This is a genomic window from Tropicibacter sp. Alg240-R139 (assembly GCF_900537075.1).
GTDB lineage: Bacteria > Pseudomonadota > Alphaproteobacteria > Rhodobacterales > Rhodobacteraceae > Falsiruegeria.
Genome location: NZ_UNRA01000003.1, coordinates 20617 through 39231 on the forward strand (window position 1 = coordinate 20617; position 18615 = coordinate 39231).

The 18615-nt window shown below is 57.7% G+C and carries 16 protein-coding genes; 3 read left to right on the plus strand and 13 right to left on the minus strand.

Features of this window, described 5'->3' with window-relative positions; genetic code table 11:
* From G6R15_RS13055 to ccoN, 8 genes are all read right to left on the minus strand, one after another.
* Positions 1–2184: a heavy metal translocating P-type ATPase gene (locus tag G6R15_RS13055; protein WP_164660331.1), complete on the minus strand. Its 2184-nt coding sequence runs from the start codon at positions 2182–2184 to the stop codon at positions 1–3.
* Between the two features lie 4 nt (positions 2185–2188).
* Positions 2189–2647 carry a FixH family protein gene (locus G6R15_RS13060; protein ID WP_164660332.1) on the minus strand — a complete coding sequence of 153 codons (459 nt, stop codon included), beginning with the start codon at positions 2645–2647 and terminating at the stop codon, positions 2189–2191.
* Positions 2648–2649: 2 nt separating this feature from the next.
* Positions 2650–4077: a cytochrome c oxidase accessory protein CcoG gene (gene ccoG / locus G6R15_RS13065; RefSeq protein ID WP_164660333.1), complete on the minus strand. Its 1428-nt coding sequence runs from the start codon at positions 4075–4077 to the stop codon at positions 2650–2652.
* Between the two features lie 189 nt (positions 4078–4266).
* Complete coding sequence (locus G6R15_RS13070; protein WP_164660334.1) at positions 4267–5148, minus strand: LysR family transcriptional regulator; 882 nt, start codon at positions 5146–5148, stop codon at positions 4267–4269.
* Positions 5149–5551: 403 nt separating this feature from the next.
* Positions 5552–6427 (minus strand): cytochrome-c oxidase, cbb3-type subunit III, encoded by an 876-nt coding sequence (gene ccoP, locus G6R15_RS13075; RefSeq protein WP_164660335.1) that lies wholly within the window; start codon positions 6425–6427, stop codon positions 5552–5554.
* Complete coding sequence (locus tag G6R15_RS13080) at positions 6424–6609, minus strand: cbb3-type cytochrome c oxidase subunit 3 (RefSeq protein ID WP_085794038.1); 186 nt, start codon at positions 6607–6609, stop codon at positions 6424–6426. The genes ccoP and G6R15_RS13080 overlap by 4 nt, the downstream gene beginning before the upstream one ends.
* Positions 6610–6620: 11 nt before the next feature.
* A complete protein-coding gene (gene ccoO, locus G6R15_RS13085) occupies positions 6621–7349 on the minus strand; it encodes a cytochrome-c oxidase, cbb3-type subunit II (protein ID WP_164660336.1) in 729 nt (242 codons plus the stop codon).
* Between the two features lie 14 nt (positions 7350–7363).
* Positions 7364–8971, minus strand: a complete 1608-nt coding sequence (gene ccoN, locus G6R15_RS13090) for a cytochrome-c oxidase, cbb3-type subunit I (RefSeq protein WP_164660337.1) — start codon at positions 8969–8971, stop codon at positions 7364–7366.
* Between the two features lie 197 nt (positions 8972–9168).
* On the opposite strand from ccoN, the gene G6R15_RS13095 reads away from it, so the two are divergent.
* The gene (locus G6R15_RS13095) at positions 9169–10008 is read left to right on the plus strand and encodes a universal stress protein (protein ID WP_164660338.1); all 840 of its coding nucleotides are present in this window, start codon (positions 9169–9171) and stop codon (positions 10006–10008) included.
* A 42-nt stretch (positions 10009–10050) separates the two neighbouring features.
* Here G6R15_RS13095 and G6R15_RS13100 read toward each other — a convergent pair whose 3' ends face one another.
* Positions 10051–10305: a GlsB/YeaQ/YmgE family stress response membrane protein gene (locus tag G6R15_RS13100; protein ID WP_164660339.1), complete on the minus strand. Its 255-nt coding sequence runs from the start codon at positions 10303–10305 to the stop codon at positions 10051–10053.
* A 75-nt stretch (positions 10306–10380) separates the two neighbouring features.
* Positions 10381–11124: a transcriptional regulator FnrL gene (fnrL, locus tag G6R15_RS13105; protein WP_205520524.1), complete on the minus strand. Its 744-nt coding sequence runs from the start codon at positions 11122–11124 to the stop codon at positions 10381–10383.
* A 61-nt stretch (positions 11125–11185) separates the two neighbouring features.
* Between fnrL and hemN the strand changes: the two genes are divergently transcribed.
* On the plus strand, positions 11186–12541 hold the full coding sequence (gene hemN / locus G6R15_RS13110; RefSeq protein ID WP_164660340.1) for an oxygen-independent coproporphyrinogen III oxidase: 1356 nt from the start codon (positions 11186–11188) through the stop codon (positions 12539–12541).
* A gap of 212 nt (positions 12542–12753) precedes the next feature.
* Positions 12754–14706 carry an elongation factor G gene (locus G6R15_RS13115; RefSeq protein ID WP_255456167.1) on the plus strand — a complete coding sequence of 651 codons (1953 nt, stop codon included), beginning with the start codon at positions 12754–12756 and terminating at the stop codon, positions 14704–14706.
* A 127-nt stretch (positions 14707–14833) separates the two neighbouring features.
* On the opposite strand, the gene G6R15_RS13120 is transcribed toward G6R15_RS13115, so the two are convergent.
* The 3 genes from G6R15_RS13120 to G6R15_RS13130 are packed head-to-tail and all read right to left on the minus strand — an operon-like array spanning position 14834 to position 18606.
* Complete coding sequence (locus G6R15_RS13120) at positions 14834–16414, minus strand: ABC transporter ATP-binding protein (protein WP_164660342.1); 1581 nt, start codon at positions 16412–16414, stop codon at positions 14834–14836.
* Positions 16411–17517, minus strand: coding sequence for an ABC transporter permease (locus G6R15_RS13125; RefSeq protein WP_164660343.1), 1107 nt, complete (start codon positions 17515–17517; stop codon positions 16411–16413). Before G6R15_RS13125 ends, G6R15_RS13120 begins: the two co-directional genes overlap by 4 nt.
* 3 nt (positions 17518–17520) lie before the next feature.
* Positions 17521–18606: a microcin C ABC transporter permease YejB gene (locus tag G6R15_RS13130; protein WP_164660344.1), complete on the minus strand. Its 1086-nt coding sequence runs from the start codon at positions 18604–18606 to the stop codon at positions 17521–17523.
* Positions 18607–18615 lie beyond the last annotated feature (9 nt).

Consider the following 18615-nt stretch of genomic DNA (forward strand, 5'->3'; position numbering starts at 1 on the left):
CTACCTCAACCTTAGTGCATTCAGTGAAACGGTAATCGAAGAGGTCGACATCGCCAAGGCGGCAATCAAAGGCGTCGCCAGCCCGGCCACGGCTAACGGCACGGCAATCACGTTGTAAACTGTCGCAATGCGAAAGTTTTCGCGAATGCGCCGTGTTGCTTTTTTGGCCACGTCGCAGGCCTCAGCGATTGGGGACAGGTCAGTGCCAAGCAGCACGATGTCTGAAGCCACTCGGGCTGCGTCCAACGCCGTCGCTGGAGAGATTGACACATGCGCTGCCGTCAGAGCCGCCGTATCATTCAGGCCATCGCCCACCATCAAAACGCACTGTCCCTGCCCGGTCATCTCGATGATGCGAGCGGCCTTGTCTTGCGGCAACGCTTCGGCCATCCAGTCGGTGATCCCCAACCGCTCGGCCAAAGCGCGGACTGCGCCGGTTGTATCACCGGACATCAGGACCACCTGTTTTTCCGACGCCATCAGGGACGAAACCGCCTCCTCTGCTCCAGGGCGCAAAGCATCGTTGAACCGAAACTCGACCGGTGCGGCACCATCCACTGATAACCAGGCAGCCGTATGAGCTCCTTGCTCGGCCCCGACCCAAGCTGCGCGACCAAAGCGGACCGTTTTGCCATCTAGTAACCCTTGAGAACCAAAGCCGGGAACCTCGGTTACGTCTGCCACTGCCACTGCGTCGATCTCGGCCGCCTCGGCGGCCTGGGTCACCGCCCGCGACAATGGATGCGACGACGCCCCGGCCAAAGCCGCTGCAATCGACGCAGCTTCGCGTGGGATGTCGCTGAGGTTCGTCAGGTCAGGCGTGCCCTTCGTCAAGGTACCGGTCTTATCGAAAACCACAGTGTCAATCTCAGCCAGACGTTCCAAAGCGGTGGAATGCTTAATCAACATCCCCTTGCGAAACAACCGACCAGAAGCCGCTGTGGTCACTGCAGGAACTGCCAAACCAAGCGCACAAGGGCAGGTGATGATCAGAACCGCAGCAGCGATGTTGAGTGCCGTGCGTAAGTCGCCAGAGTAGAGATACCACCCAAAGAAACTAAGCGCGGACAGGATGTGCACACCCGGCGCATAAAGCTTCGCGGCACTGTCCGCCAACGAGGTGTAACGCGAGCGACCCGATTCAGCGACCGCCACAAGATCGGCCATGCGATGCAGCGATGTGTCAGTTCCAACCGCCGACGCGCGAATAGTCAGTGGACCGGTCAGATTGACCTCGCCCGCGCTTACTCCTGTGCCGGGTTCTGCGTAGACCGGGACGGTTTCGCCAGTTAGCAGAGAGCGGTCGAGTTCGGATTGCCCCTCGACAATCTCACCATCCACAGGCATCCGTCCACCAGGCCGCACCCGGATCAGATCTCCTATCCGCAGGTCAGCCACGGCAACTTCTTGTTCGGCACCGTCTTTGATACGCAAGGCGCGGGGCACTTCAAGCGCCGACAGCTCTTGCGCCGCTGATCGGGCAATGGCCCGTGTGCGATGATCCAGATAGCGGCCCGCCAACAGGAAAAATACCAACGTCAGAGCCGCATCAAAATAGGCATGCTCGCCGCTGAGAGCCGTTTCCCAAAGCGACGTCGCCAGCGCCAGCGCGATGGCCAACACAATCGGCACGTCCATGTTCAGGCGGCGCATACGCAGCGCGCTCCATGCGCTTTCAAAGAACGGCTTGCCTGCAAAGGCAATCGCAGGCAAAGCAATCGCGGCCGAGATCCAATGGAACATGTCCCGCGTTGCATCCGTGGCGCCTGACCAGACGGACACCGATAAGAGCATAACGTTCATCGAGGCAAAGCCCGCCACTGCGAGCCGCATCAGCAACTCGCGCCCGGCCTTGTCGCTGCCGGTGACAGACAAGGCACCCGCATCCAGCTCATGCGACTCGAAACCTTCGGCCTCAAGAACGGAGATAAGCGCATCGGCCCGGACACCCGGTTCAGCCTGTATCATCGCCCGTTTGAGCGTCAAGTTGACCCGCGCCGATTGCACGCCTGGCACTGCATTCAGCGCCCGCTCAACCTTGGATATACAAGCCTGACAGTGGATCGTCGGCAAGGACAGGGCCAGTTGCACATCTTTGGGAATCGGGCGCACGGGCTCGGTCGGCGTGACAACACAGCCGGGACAGGCCGCTGCGGGTTGGGGTCGTGCAGTGACTGCTCCCATCAGGTCAACCCCTGACATCCAGCACAACGCGTTGGACAAATTCGGTGCCGTCCTGAGCCTTGGCCTTCATGCGAATGTTCCAGTTACCGCCGCCCAGTTCGGCCTTAGCCACATAGGCGCTGCCGTCGAATTGGAAATCGGGCTCAAAGTCCTCCTTCACATGGGTTGCGCGGCCCAAGACGGCCTCAAGCTGAGCGACCTGAACCGGCTGCCCGGCCTCATCGGTGATCGACAGGATCACCAGACCGCCTTTGGCCCTGGCATCAACGGTCCACCCCAATCCCTCTTGCGCGTCGCGGCGTTCGTTGAACTGCTGCGAAGCCACGTAAGAGTTCTTGGCCTCAAGCCCCGGAAACGTCGCGACCGCGTTGTAGGCCAAAATCAGATTGACCGTGATGATGATCCCAAAGGCACCGATGAACACGGCCAGCATATGTTTGCCGGTAAACTCACGCTCGGCCATGATCAGTTGCCTTTCCCGTTAAAGTTCGTGTCTTTATACGCGCGTTCGCCGTTCGACGTATCCTCGATCCAGATCCGCACATCGGTGCTGCCTGCCGTCGCGGGGCCTGCATCCTTGGGCGCCACGATATACACTCGCTGCAAAAACGAGGTGTCGGCGGGCACATCCACGGTATCACCAGAAAGCCCCTCAAGCTCAATCCGCATGGATGGATCACCCGCGATAGACAGCTGGAAGGGTCGATTTTCGCCGTGTTTGTTGCGCAGGCGCACGTCATAAGTGTTGCGGATCGAACCGTCGGACAGAGTCACAAAGGTCGGGTTGCGAACTGGGGCCACTGTCAATTCAATGTCTGCACGAATGAACAGAGCAAACAGCAAACCGACACCAACAAGGCTCCACAAAGAGGTGTATAACATCGTGCGCGGGCGGAAGATGTGCTTCCAGATGTTTCTAGGAGTCTGCCCCGCCCGTTCATTGGCCTCGTCACTCAACGCCATATAGTCGATCAGGCCACGCGGCTTGCCGATCTTTTCCATCATGTCGTCACAGGCGTCGATACACAGCGCGCATGTGATGCACTCCATCTGCTGGCCATCGCGAATGTCGATTCCCATGGGACAAACGTTGACGCAGGCCATACAATCGATGCAGTCGCCAAGTTCGGAATCAGCTGTCCGCTTGCCTTTGCCGCGCGGCTCTCCCCGCCATTCGCGGTAGCCCACCGTCAGCGTATCCTCGTCCATCATCGCTGCCTGAATGCGCGGCCAGGGGCAGGCATAGATACAGATCTGTTCGCGCGCAAACCCGCCAAAGAAAAAGGTGGTCGCCGTCAGAATGGCCATGGTGGTGTAGGCGATCGGATGTGCATTGCCAGTCACCAGATCGACGGACAGAGTTGGCGCATCAGCGAAATAGAACACCCAAGCACCACCAGTTGCCAAACCGATCAGCAGCCAGGTGATCCACTTGGTGATCCGTAAACGCACTTTGCGGAAATCCAGTTTCTTTTGCCTATGAAGACGCAGACGTGCGTTCCGGTCGCCTTCGATCCAGCGTTCCACCAGAATAAAGAGATCCGTCCAAACGGTTTGCGGACAGGCATATCCGCACCAGACCCGACCAAGCGCCGAGGTGAACAGGAACAGCCCAAGCCCAGCCATGATCAAAAGACCCGCAACAAAGTAGAACTCGTGCGGCCAAATCTCGACCCAGAAGAAATAGAACCGACGGTTCGCCATATCCAACAACACCGCCTGATCCGGCAGGTTAGGACCACGATCCCAACGGATCCAGGGGGTCAGATAGTAAATCCCTAGGGTCACCGCCATGATGATCCATTTGAGGTTGCGGAACGGCCCTGAAACACGTCGAGGAAAGATCGGTTCCCGTGCGGCGTACAGGCTGGGGGCGGGCTCGGAATCGCTCACGGCGTCACTCCAGATAATGGGCTTATTCGAGGCGTGTTTTCACAGGTTATACATGAGGCAACTTTGACATGGGTCAAAAAGCGTATCCAAGGTTCACGTTTTAAGTAATCAGTTACCATAGCATTGCATGGGCGGGGCCGGGGCTCCCAAAGCAGAAAAAAGTTCCAACTCTGCCCGAACTCCCCCAATTCAGAGCATTTCCTGCGTTTTTTGACGCCTCAACCATTGTAGGAACGCTTTGACAGGTGGCCGCAGAACACCGGGACGGGTCACGATGAAATAGCCCCGTGCACTTTCGTCGCAGAACAGTTCGACCAACCGCCCCGAGGCCAGATCGTCCTCGACGAACTTGCGAACGGTCACCGCGACCCCTTGACCCGCACGCACTCCTTCGATCAGCAGGTTGCCGGGCAATTGGATACGAGCCCCGCGCGACAACAACTCGACCCCATGGGACTCGAACCAGGTGTTAGCCTCGTTTGCGCCGATCTCTTCCAGCCATGGAAGCTCGGCCAGTTCCTCTGGGGTTACGCTCTGTCGGCCGCCGAGCAACGCGGGCGACGCCACAACAGACATGGCCGACGGCACCAGCATTTCGACATTCAGCCCCGGCCAATTCCCATCGCCATGGCGGATCGCCATGTCTACGCCGCCAGGTTCCAGCGCCACAATGCGCGGATTCGGGTCCAGCATTAAGTCGATTTCGGGGTGTTTCACGCGAAAGTCAGGCAGCCGCGGCATCAGCCAGATCGTCGCAAAGGTCGATGTGCAAGAGATATGCAACGGACGCGCGGCGTCGATTTGCATCAACTCCTCAACCGCCGCGGTGATCGCACCAAATCCAAGCCGCAGGGCGCGTGCCAGCTGCTGTCCTTCAACCGTCAGAACAAGACTACGACCATTGCGATCGACAAGCGAAACTCCCAAGTGCGCCTCAAGCTGCTTGAGGTGCTGACTAATGGCAGCATGGCTAACATTCAGGATCTGCCCCGCTTTAACGACGTTTCCCTCAACAGCAAAAGCATCCAGAGCGCGAAGAGAGATCAGGGAGGGCATGTTTCGCCAACTCATATGTAATCCTGACTTACATAAATGAATTATGATTGAATCGCATTTTTCACAGCCCTGATCAATATGAATGTCAGACACCAACAACAAAGGATATTCGCAATGCTTGGAGTTTATGCAGACAGTTTCCTGACCGCAGCCCGTGTTGCACCTCGTCGGAATTCGGCTTTTCCCGAACCGCCAGAGGGAGCCATTGTTCAGAAACGATCGACCATCACGCGAGTCTTTTCACGGTTAACCGGGAAACACCGCAAGTAAAATACCCGCCCACCGGCAAAGGTGGACGGGCTGCGAACCAGACCTTAGTCTGGGTTATCAGCGTCGGCTATTCAGGAAACGCGCGAACAGATCGAATAGCCAACGCCTGCCTTCGGGCCATCAGGCCCGAAGGTGTCTCAATCAGCGATCACTCGCCGCCACCCAGCTGGTGGACATAGGCCGTCACGGCACGGATTTGCGCCTCGGTCAGGCGGGTGTTCCACGCAGGCATCACACCAAAGCGACTGTACGTCACCGTGTGCTTGATGTCCTCGTAATCCCCACCAAACAGCCAGATCGCATCCGCCAGGTTGGGCGCGCCCTGCTCGCGATCACCGGTGCCGTCTTCCATGTGGCACGAGGCGCAATTGTCCGCGTAAAGCACCGAACCGGCCTCAACCTGCGACGCATCATTGGCGTCACTCGACAGCGACATTACATAGTTCGTGACCTGATCGACTTCTTCTTCAGTCAACAGCTCGTCCCGACCAAAGGCAGGCATTTCAGAGTAGCGCGCGTCTTCGCTGTCCTCGTTGCGAATGCCGTGCGCCACAGTGAAATGGATCGCCTCCATGTCTCCGCCCCAGAGCCAGTCATCGTCCAGCAGGTTGGGATAGCCTTTGGCACCCGCCGCGCCCGACCCGTGACACTGCGCGCACCAAGTGCGGAACACAGCGCCACCGGCCGACACCGCATAGGTGTTGAGCTCGGGATCGCCAACGATTGCGTTCAGATCAACCGCTTCAAGCTTGGCGTTGATCGGAGCATTGGCTTCCTCGACCGCTTGGATTTCCGCGTTCACATCCGCCCGGGACGACCAGCCCAGAACTCCTGCAGTTGCCCCGCTAACAAGCGGCCAGGCCGGATAGGCGATTGTGTAAGCGACGGCCCAGATAATGGTCAGGTAAAAGGTCCAGACCCACCAGCGCGGCATGGGGTTATCCCATTCTTCGATGCCGTCCCAGTTATGGCCAGTCGTGCCATTCCCGTGCTCATTCTTCTTTTCAGACGTATTGTCGCTCATTGCCTCGCCTCCTTGGATGTGGCGGGTTTGTCTTCATGTCGGAACGGGATGTTTGCAGTATCCTGATAGGTTTTGGTGCTGCCCGGGCGAAACACCCAGAAAACAACCCCTACAAAGAAAGCGAACAGTCCGACCAGAAACCAGCTGTCTGCGAGTTGTCTAAGAAAAGTGTACTCTTCCATGATCCCCTCCCTCAGCGGCTTGCGTCAGGTGTGAAGGTCGAGAAATCGACCAACGTGCCCAGCATCTGCAGATAGGCGATGATCGCATCGCCTTCGGAGATTCCCGGCTGACCGTCAAAGTTGCGAACGTTCACCTTGTCGCCATAGCGTTCCAGAAGGCCATCATAGTCACTATCCGGGTCGGCCTGCGCGCGGAAGTCGGCCTGCGCCTGCGCCAGCATCTCATCCGAGTAAGGCACACCCACTATCGAGTGGCTGGTCATGACATCCTGGATGTATTTGCCGTCGATCCGGGTTTCTTCCAGAAAGCCATATTTCGGCATGATCGATTCTGGCACCACTGCCTGCGGGTCACGCATGTGATCGACGTGCCATTCATCCGAATAGCGTCCACCAACTCGGGCCAGATCCGGCCCGGTCCGTTTGGACCCCCACTGAAACGGGTGATCGTACATCGATTCCGCCGCCAGTGAGTAGTGACCATAGCGCTCGACCTCGTCCCGCATAGGGCGGATCATCTGGCTGTGGCAGTTGTAGCACCCTTCGCGAATGTAGATCTCGCGCCCGGCCAGTTCGAGCGGGGTGTAAGGGCGCATGCCTTCTACCTTCTCGATGGTGTTTTCCAACCAGAACAGCGGTGCGATCTGCACGATGCCACCGATGGTCACGACCAAAAAGCTGAAAATCAGCAGGAGGCTCGCGTTGGTCTCGAGGATTTTATGTTTGTCGAGAATTGCCATTGCTCCGGCCCTCCTTATTCAGCCGGGACTGCGACGGTCAGGCTAGCCTCTTTGGCCGGCGCTTTCCGTACAGTCATCAGCAGGTTGTAACACATGATCACAGCACCAGAGAGGAACATGAGACCACCAACCCCGCGTGCCACATAGGGCAAGAACTTGGCCGCAACGGTGTCGGCGAACGAGTTCACGAGGAAACCGTTGGCGTCCACTTCGCGCCACATCAGGCCCTCCATGATACCGGTGACCCACATCGACGCCGCGTAGAGCACAATACCGATGGTCGCGAGCCAGAAGTGCCAGGACACGAGGCTAAGCGAGTAGAGACGTTCCCGCTTCCACAACACAGGCACCAGGAAGTACAGCGCACCAAAGGTGATCATGCCGTTCCAACCCAATGCACCCGAGTGAACGTGCCCAATGGTCCAGTCGGTGTAGTGGCTCAGCGAGTTCACGGCCCGGATCGACATCATCGGCCCCTCGAACGTGGACATGCCATAGAACCCAAGGCTGATCACCATCATACGAATAACAGGGTCGGTGCGCAGCTTGTCCCAAGCCCCCGACAGGGTCATCAAACCGTTGATCATGCCGCCCCAGGACGGCATCCACAGCACGATCGAGAACACCATGCCAAGGGTCGAGGCCCAGTCAGGCAACGCGGTGTAATGCAGGTGGTGCGGACCGGCCCAGATGTACAGGAAGATCAGCGCCCAGAAGTGGATGATCGACAGCTTGTACGAAAACACCGGACGCTCGGCCTGTTTCGGGATAAAGTAATACATCATGCCCAGGAAGCCCGCAGTCAGGAAGAAGCCCACCGCGTTGTGGCCATACCACCATTGCGTCATCGCATCCTGCACACCGGACATAACCATGACAGAGCGCGAGCCCCAGATCGACACCGGCAAGGCTAGGTTGTTGACCACATGCAGCATCGCAACGGTGACGATGAACGACAGGAAGAACCAGTTTGCCACGTAGATGTGCGGCTCTTTCCGCTTGACGATTGTACCTAGGAACACGGCCAGGTAAGCGACCCAAACGATGGTCAGCCACAGATCAACATGCCATTCCGGCTCAGCGTATTCCTTGGATTGGGTCGAACCCAGCAGATACCCGGTTGCCGCCAGCACGATGAACAGCTGATAGCCCCAGAATACGAACCACGCCAGGTTGCCGCCCCAAAGGCGCGCAGCGCAGGTTCGCTGTACCACATAGAACGATGTCGCGATCAATGCGTTACCGCCAAAGGCAAAAATCACTGCCGAGGTGTGCAGCGGGCGCAGGCGACCAAAGTTGGCATACCCGTGAGCCCATTCAAAGTTCAGCGACGGAAACGCCAGCTGAAAAGCGATGATCACACCAACAAGAAAGCCAACAACACCCCACATGGCCGTCGCAATCACGCCGTAGCGGATCACACCGTCCATATACTCACCCGAGTAATCAACGTAGGTTTCTGGCTCGTCCGTATGGCGCAGTGTCCAAAGAAATAGCCCACCGGTGACGATCAGAATGATGATCGCATGCACCATGTAAGCCGGATCGCGCGCGTAGTTGGCCGCCATCATGGCGAAGATGGCCACCACACCAAGCGCGATTAGCTTGATATAATTCGACATTTTGCGTCCCTTTGCCTTGTCCCACGCGATCTTTGCGTCACGCCAGACGAATTCAGACTAGGCGCTACATGAAGAACGGAGGTCCAACTTGCTTTGATCTGTATCAAGACACTAACGCGAAATCTGTGACAGGCATAACTCAATGAATACGAGAATGCGTGAAACCTTATGGTGCGCATTGTAGTCAAGAGGTTCAAATGGCTTACAAATCTCTACTAACCGTTTTGACGGATCCCGAATTGCCCAAAGCAGCCCTTGGTCAATTGGTCGCTTTGGCCGAGGTCCAGAACGCGCATGTCGAAGCCCTGTGTCTGGGTGTCGACCGTTCGCAAACCGGATATTACTATGCCGGGGCCAATGCGATGATCCTGCAGGAATCGCTCAAACGCGCCAACACCGACGCAGAAGAGATCAACGCGGCAGCCAAAGCCTATCTCGACGCAACAGGCGTTCGATGGTCTACCGAAGATGGCGTGGCGCAGATCGCCGACATCGGACGGCATGTGGCACATCGCGCCCGTTTTTCGGATCTGGTCGTGTTGCAGCGCCCCTATGGTGACAACAAGGGTGCCGAGGCCGAGCCGATTGTCGAGGCCGCGATGTTCGAAGGGCACGCGCCGGTTTTGATCGTGCCGGACAACGCGCAACCCGTGGCACAGCCCAAGACGGTACTGGTGGCCTGGAACGAAAGTGTTGAGGCAATGCGCGCCATCCGCCGTGCCCTGCCTTTCCTTGTTGCCGCCGAAACCGTGCGCATCGTTGTAATCGACCCGCCGCAACATGGTCCAGATCGCTCTGACCCGGGCGGATTGCTGTCCCAGATGCTGGCCCGCCACGGAGTACGCTGCGAGATCGACGTGCTCAGCAAGACCATGCCGCGCGTGTCCGACGTGCTGAATCGTCATGCCGCGGATACCCAGGCGGATATGATCGTGATGGGAGCTTACGGCCACTCGCGCTTTCGCGAAGCCATCCTTGGCGGCGCGACGCGCAACATGCTGGAAAACGGCACTGTGCCAGTCTTCCTGGCGCACTAGAGCCAAAGCAAAACAGGCACCGCATTCGGCGCCTGTTTTCATTCAAGCCTTTCGGATTAATCCAATCAAGAACAACAAAATGACCGCGCCGATGGTGGCGTGAAATACCGAAGCGATAAACCCGCCGCCAACGGAAAACCCCAATGCCGGGAATATGAACCCAGCGGCAAAAGCGCCAACTACGCCGACAATGATATTGCCAAGGATGCCGAATCCCCGGCCCTCCATCAGTTTGCCTGCCAACCATCCAGACAAAGCCCCGATGATGAGCATCGCAAAAACGCTGCTGAATTCCATTACCTCACCCTTTCACTATCCCGTCACAGCAAACCAAGCAGCCTTGATGCCATCAGGCAAGCCTGGACCTGAGCTTCAGTTAAGGAAACCGCCGTCACTGTCGTCGCCTGCTTCGTCCATCAGACGGCGCATGTCCGGGATGGTCACGTGGCGTTTGCCTTCAAGCTGGATCACCGAGTCCTTGCGCAAAGCCGATATCTGGCGGCTCACCGTTTCCAGTGTCAGGCCCAAATAATCTGCCATCGCCTCGCGGGTCAGCGGCAGATCAAAGGTCTTGGACCCCGTCGCTCCCTTTGCCGAAACAGAGGCATCGCGGCGGGCAATGATCGACAACAGGCTGGCAATCTTTTCTCTTGCTGTCTTGCGACCCAGAACCAGCATCCACTCGCGCGCAGCGTCCAGTTCGTCGAGTGTCATCTGCAACAGGCGGTGCGCGATATGCGGGGTGCGCATCATCAGTTCTTCGAACGGTTTCTTGCGAAAGCAGCACATGACCACATCGGTTGTTGCCACGACGTTATAGGCCGCTCCATCACGACCGGGTCGACCGACAAAATCTGACGGCAGCAACAGACCAACCATCTGGGTTCGGCCGTCTTCCATGGTCTGCGTCAGCGTCGCAATGCCGGACACAACGGATCCCACAAAGCTCATCATGTCACCGGACCAGATGATGGTTTGCCCGGCCTCGAAGGTGCGGTAGAATTTGATGCCTTCCAGCTCTAGCAGTTCGTCGTGGTCGCAATGCGAACACACAGCGCGATGCCGGATCGGACAATCTCCGCAAGCGGAGGGAACATTTTGTGCATGGGTATTCATGATCTGTCCCAATTGATCTGGGTCAAGGTTATTCGTCGAAGGCTCATATTACAGTATCGGAATGATAGCGAAATCCCAATTGGCTCAGCTCGGACTATTTGACGCGAAAGTCCCCCGCTACACGAGCTACCCGACCGCGCCCCACTTCAGCAATGATGTGGGGTCTGATCTTTTTGGGCAATGGATGTCCGAAATTGCGCCTGAAAGCGCGATTTCCCTATATATCCACGTGCCATTCTGCCGTCGCCTGTGTTGGTTCTGCGCCTGTCGCACCCAGGGAACGCAATCAGACGACCCGGTGAAAGCGTATCTGGAGACGCTGAAATCCGAGTTGCGTTTGATCGCCGACCGCCTACCCAAGGGAATCACCTTGTCGCGACTGCATTGGGGAGGCGGCACGCCGACCTTGCTGCAACCCGCGATGATGACGGATCTGGCGCAGGCGATTTTTGACGTGGCCCCACTGGGCGACAACGCCGAATTTTCGGTCGAGATCGACCCCAATGAGATCGACGCGGATCGCTTGGACGCACTGGCCAACGCAGGGATGAACCGCGCTTCGATCGGGGTACAGGATTTCGATCCACTCATCCAAAAAACCATCGGCCGTATTCAAGGGTACGACATCACCCGTGAGGCGGTTGAAATGATCCGCGACCGCGGAATCACCAGCCTGAATGCCGACATCCTTTTTGGCTTGCCGCACCAGACTAAGGCGCGGATGACCGAAAGCGTTCAAAAGCTGCTTTCGCTCAACCCAGATCGCGTGGCGCTTTACGGCTATGCCCATGTGCCGTGGATGGCCAAGCGGCAACAACTGATTCCGTCAGACAAATTGCCGACGCCCGAAGAACGGCTGGACCTATTCGAAACCGCGCGCCGCCTGTTCAAGTGGGACAACTACGCCGAGATTGGGATCGACCACTTCGCCACTCAAGATGATGGGCTGACCCAAGCGCTCAAGGCCGGGAGGCTCAAGCGGAATTTTCAAGGCTACACCGACGATCAGGCCAATGTCCTGATTGGGGTTGGTGCCTCCTCAATCTCGAAATTTCCACATGGATATGCACAGAACGCCCCGGCCACATCGGCCCATACGGCGGCCATTCGTGACGGGTGGTTTTCGACCTCGCGCGGACATCAGTTTAAAGGGCAGGACATTTTGCGCAGCCGTTTGATCGAAGGTTTGATGTGCGATTTTCGGATCGACCGAGCCGAAATCCTGCGCGATCACGAGATTTCCCCCAGCACTCTTGATGCCCTCTTTGAGCAGGTTAATCGTTCGTTTGACGGGGTCTTGCGGGTCTCGGACGAGGGGCTGTTCATCCCACCCGACGCGCGCCCACTGACGCGGATGATCGCGCGCGGATTTGATGAATACGACCTCAGCAAAGCCGGGCACAGCTCGGCCATCTGATCCGGAAGGGGAGAGCCGGATCAGAGCGGCGGGCGCCCTGAGGCCCGCCGCGCACCTCTAAAACACTTGACGGAACAGCCTTCGATTTCCGACACTCATAGAATATGACGCCGCCGCCCAAAGGGGTGCGCGTCCCGAGGCAGGTTGGTCACAAGACACCTCAAACGGACATTGCTCTGTTCGTCTGACCTATTCGCGCAGCTCAGAAACCCGTGCCGTGCACCAGTCAGAGGGACAATCAAATGCGCGTCTTTACCGTATTAGGCCCAACCCAATCAGGCAAATCCACGCTCGTCGAGGCGATCAGCCGCCTGGACGGGCGATCCACAAAATTCAACGTGTCCGAAGTGGTTCAACTGCACAGCTTTTCCTATCTTGATGAACCTTGGTGTGCCGTTGACGTCAATGGCGGAAGTGACGCCCTGGCCTATGTCGGGCCAGCGATGGCTATCAGCGACGCCGCCGTGATCGTCGTGCCGCCCGACCCGGACGCCGCCGTTCTGGCCGCGCCCTACCTGCGCTTGGCCGAAGAGGCAGGCATTCCGAGTTTTCTGTTCATCAACAAGATGGACAACCCCAACGGCCGCATCCGCGATATCGTTTCTGCGCTTCAAGGCTATTGTTCGCATCACATCACACTGCGCCAAATTCCGATTCGCGAAGACGAGCAGATCGTCGGCGCAGTCGACCTGATTTCCGAGCGCGCGTGGAAATATCAAGAGGGGCAACCCTCTGCCTTGATCGAGCTTCCGACATCCGCTGAGGATCGCGAACAAGAGGCCCGCACCGAATTGTTAGAAACCCTATCGGATTTCGACGACAATCTGCTTGAGCAACTGATCGAGGACAAACAGCCCCCCAGCGAAGAGATTTTTGATCTGGCGGCCAAGGTGCTCCAGAATCATCAGTTGATCCCCGCCTACCTTGGCGCTGCTAGTCACGCCAATGGGCTGACCCGCATGATGAAAGCACTGCGCCACGAGGCCCCCGAGTTTAACATCGCGCGGGACCGGGACGAGGCCGGAGAAAAGGCCCGTGCCATCGCAGGCTTTGCCGACGTCAAGAAGCACATCGGCAAGATCACTGTCTTGCGCGGCTTGGGCGACGGGGTCATTGCGCATCAAAACCTGGGCGGTGAAACCATTGGCTCCTTGGTGGCATTGGACACCAAAACCCAGATTGAACGGATCAACGCGGGCGAGATCGGATTGGCAGTTAAGTCCGATCATTTGAGTCCCGGTTTCGTCCTTGACAGCAGCGGGTCCTCGCCCTTGCCCGAATGGGCGACGAGCCATGCACCCAGCCACCGGCAAAAGGTCACTCCAACCCATGAACGCGATGACGTGCGCCTGTCGAATGCGCTCTCGCGCTTGAACGAGATCGACCCCGGCTTGCACCAGAGCCAAGACGAACTAGGCGGTCATGCGGTCCTGGGCACGCAAGGGCCACAGCATCTGCGGCGTTTGTCGGAGAAACTGGCAGAGGATTTCGGTATCGAAGTAACGACCGAGCCTGTAGAGACCGTGCATCGTGAGACGATTTCGAGGTCTGTGGATCATCGGCACCGACACCGCAAGCAATCCGGCGGGGCCGGGCAATTTGCAGATGTTGTACTGACGGTCGCCCCGGTGCCGCGCGGATCAGGGTTTCAATTCGACGACACCGTCAAAGGAGGTGCAGTTCCCAAGAATTACATACCGTCAGTCGAGGCAGGCGCTCTGGAGGCTTTGGCCGAAGGACCAGAAGGGTACCCGGTGATTGACGTCAAGGTCACCCTGACCGATGGCAAACACCACAACGTCGACAGCTCGGATTATGCGTTCAAGATGGCCGGTAGGGTAGCCGTACGCGAGGCCATTGGCATGGCAAAACCCGTGGTCCTGCAACCGGTCCTGCACGCCGAAATCCACCTGCCGACGTCTTTCGTGGGGGACATGGTCCCGACGATCAGTAGCCTCCAAGGGCAAGTTCTTGGCTTTGAAGCCAACCCCAACGCCGCCGGATGGGAGATTTTCAACGCGCTTTTGCCCGCAGTCGCCGAGGATGAACTGCACCGAACGATCGCCAGTTCGACACGCGGCACAGGTTGGGTGAACTTGAGCTTTGATCACTATGAGGAAATGCGGAGCCAAGGCACCAAAGCCAAAATGGCTCCGGCCAAATAACGCTCGAATCGCTCCCACCCGTCGTCAATTTTTCTGGCGAAAAACTTCCTCCCGTTGGGCCGCGCTGCGCGCGGCGCGTCACCGCAGAACGTCAGCGATCGGGATGTTTCGAAAGGGTGGCTTCGCCCTACCCCGCCGCCGCGATCAACTCGCGCGTGTAATCTGTTTGCGGAGACTCGAACAGTGCCTCGGACGGGCCCATTTCAATCACATCACCCTGTTTCATCACCATCACCTGATGCGACATGGCCCGGACCACTTTTAGGTCGTGTGAGATGAACAGATATGCCAGCCCGTATTTCTGTTGGAGGTTTCGCAGCAGCTCGACAATTTGCACCTGAACAGTCATGTCCAGAGCACTTGTCGGCTCGTCCAGCACCAACAACTTGGGTCGTAACACCATAGCCCTGGCAATCGCAATCCGCTGGCGTTGCCCACCAGAGAACTCATGCGGGTAACGGTCCATTGCTGCGGGATCTAGTCCAGTTTCTTGCATCACTTCGGCCACCAGATCACGCGGCGCGCGGTGTGGATCGACGTTATGAACCGCCAGCCCTTCAGCAATGATCTGTGCGCAGGTCATGCGCGGGCTGAGCGATCCGAACGGATCCTGGAACACAATCTGCATATCCTTGCGCAGACGCCGCAGTTCGCGCGTGGACCACTTTCGCACGTCCTGATCGCGATAGGTGATGCCACCGTCAGAGGAGATAAGACGCATCAAGGCCAACGCAAGAGTCGTTTTACCTGAGCCGGATTCCCCAACGATACCAAGCGTCTCGCCAGCGCGAACGCTGATCGAGGCATCATTGACCGCCTTCACATGACCAACCGTCCGTTTCATGAACCCACGCTGGATCGGGAACCAAACGCGCAGACCATTGGTATGTGCAATCACCTCTGCGTCACCGGCGATCGGTTCGGGAATACCCGACGGCTCTGCCGCCAACAGTTTCTGGGTGTAAGGATGTTGCGGGTTGTCGAAAATTTCGGATGTCGATCCGGCTTCGACAATCTCGCCGTCTTTCATGACGCATACCCGGTCCGCGATCCGCCGCACGATTCCCAAATCATGGGTGATAAAGAGCAATCCCATGTTTTCGGCCTTCTGCAAATCAGCCAACAGCTCTAAGATTTGCGCCTGAATTGTCACATCCAGTGCCGTTGTCGGCTCGTCTGCAATCAAGACATCGGGCTTGTTGGCCAATGCCATGGCGATCATCACCCGCTGACGCTGCCCACCCGAAAGCTGATGAGGATAGCTGTCTAGGCGGTCCTGTGGGTCGCGAATGCCGACTTTGTTCAACAGCTCGATAATGCGGGTCCGCGCCTCCGCTCCCGCCACGCCCTGATGCAAGGCCAGCGATTCCGCCATCTGCTTTTCGATCGTGTGCAGAGGGTTGAGCGAGGTCATCGGCTCTTGAAAGATAAAGCTGATGTCGTTGCCGCGCACCTGCTGCAGGCGCTGTTCATCGGCTCCGATCATCTCTTGCCCGTCATAAGTCACGGACCCTTCAACCTCGGCACTGCTACCCAGAAGCGAGACGGTCGACAACGCAGTCACCGACTTGCCCGACCCGGATTCGCCGACCAACGCCACAGTCTCACCCCGATCCACGGAAAAGGACACGCCCTTGACCGCCGGCGTAAGTTGACCATCCTGACGGAATGACACCCGCAGCCCGTTAACTTCCAGCAAGGCGCTCATGAGAAAGTCTTTCTTGGATCAAACGCATCGCGCACGCCCTCAAAAATGAAGACCAGAAGCGAGAGCATGATGGCAAAGGTGAAGAACGCGGTGAAAGCGAGCCAGGGCGCATTCAGGTTGTTTTTGGCTTGCAAGGTCAACTCGCCAAGCGAGGGGGCCGACGATGGCAGGCCAAAGCCCAGAAAGTCGAGCGAGGCCAGGCCACCGATGGTACCTGTAACAATGAACGGCATGAAGGTCAGCGTCGCGACCATGGCATTGGGCAGCATGTGGCGGCGCATGATGGTGATGTTGCCCACCCCAAGCGCTTTGGCAGCTCGCACGTATTCCAGGTTCCGCGCGCGCAGGAATTCTGCGCGGACCACGCCCACAAGACCGGTCCAACCAAACAGGATCATCAAGGCGACCAGCAACCAGAAACTGCGCCCCAGAATGGCGAACATAATGATGATGACATAGAGCGACGGGGTCGCAGACCAGATCTCGATCACACGCTGGAAGATCAGGTCTGTCCAACCACCGAAATAGCCTTGCACCGCACCTGCCACCACGCCCAGGATGCTGGCTACGCCAGTCACCAAAAGCGTGAACAAGATCGACAGGCGGAAGCCGTAAATCACCCGCGCCAGCACGTCGCGCTTGGCGCTGTCTGTACCCAGCAGGTTCTGGCCGTTGGGCGGCAGGGGGGCAGCGCCGGGACGGTCCACGGTGGTGTTGAACGAATAGGGAATCGGTGGCCAGATGGCCCAGCCTTTTTTGAACCCGTCGGCTTGGAACGTGCCTGCACTGATTTGTTCCAGCATTTCCTCGGGTTCGTCAAAGCAATCCTGCAGACCACCGCTGACGATCAAGCATTGCACCTCAGGGTCGCTATAGATCGCTTCGGTCTGGAAATCGCCGCCAAAAGCGGTCTCGGGATAGAAATTGAAGACCGGCGTGAAATACTCACCCCGGTAATTCACCAGGATCGGTTTGTCGTTAGCAATGAATTCGGCGAACAGCGACAGCGTGAAAATCACTGAAAAGAGGATCAGCGACCAATAGGCCCTGCCGTTCTTGCGAAAATTGCGCCAACGGCGTTGGTTTAGAGGGGAAAGTGCCATGAATTACCCCTCGCGGCTTTCAAAGTCGATGCGCGGATCGACCAGAACATACATCAGATCCGACAGGATGCCGACCACCAGGCTCATCAGGCCAAAGATGAAAAGTGTTCCAAAAATCACCGGATAGTCGCGCGCCACTGCCGCCTCGAAACCAAGCCGTCCAAGACCATCGAGCGAGAAGATCGTTTCGATGATGATCGAGCCGGAAAAGAAAACGCCAATGAACACTGCAGGGAAACCCGCAATCACGATCAGCATGGCGTTGCGGAAGACGTGGCCATAAAGGACGCGGCTTTCGCTCAGCCCTTTGGCGCGGGCGGTCATGACATAGTGTTTCTTGATCTCATCCAGGAACGAGTTCTTGGTAAGCAAGGTCAGTGTCGCAAAAGCCGCGATGGTCGAGGCGAGCACCGGCAGCGCGATGTGCCAAAAGTAGTCGCCAATCTTGCCCAGCAGACTCAGGTCGTCAAAGTTGTCGCTGGTCAGTCCCCGCAGCGGAAAGATCTGCCAGTAAGAGCCACCGGCAAACAGCACCAGCAGCAGGATGGCAAACAGGAAGCCGGGTATCGCATAAGCCACGATGATCGCGCCGCTGGTCCAGGTGTCGAAAGAAGATCCATCATGCACGGCCTTGCGAATGCCAAGCGGGATCGACACCAAATAGGCAATCAAGGTGGACCACAGACCAAGCGAGATCGAAACGGGCATCTTTTCCAACACCAGGTCGATGACGCTGATCGAGCGGAAGTAGCTCTCGCCAAAGTCCAGCGTCATGTAGTTGCCCAGCATGGTCAGAAAGCGTTCAAGCGGCGGCTTGTCAAAACCGAATTCTTTCTCCAGCTCGGCAATAAATTCGGGCGGCAGGCCACGAGCGCCGACGTATTCCTCGTTGGGCGCACCTGATTGTGTTTGCACGTCGTCGCCACCGCCAGCGAAGCCTTCGAACACATCACCACCGCCTTGCAGTTCAGCGATGATCTGTTCAACCGGGCCACCGGGGACGAATTGCACCAGCGTGAAGTTGACGATCATGATGCCCAGAAGGGTCGGGATCACCAGCAACAGGCGTCTTAGAATATAGGCTCCCATGGGTCTGGC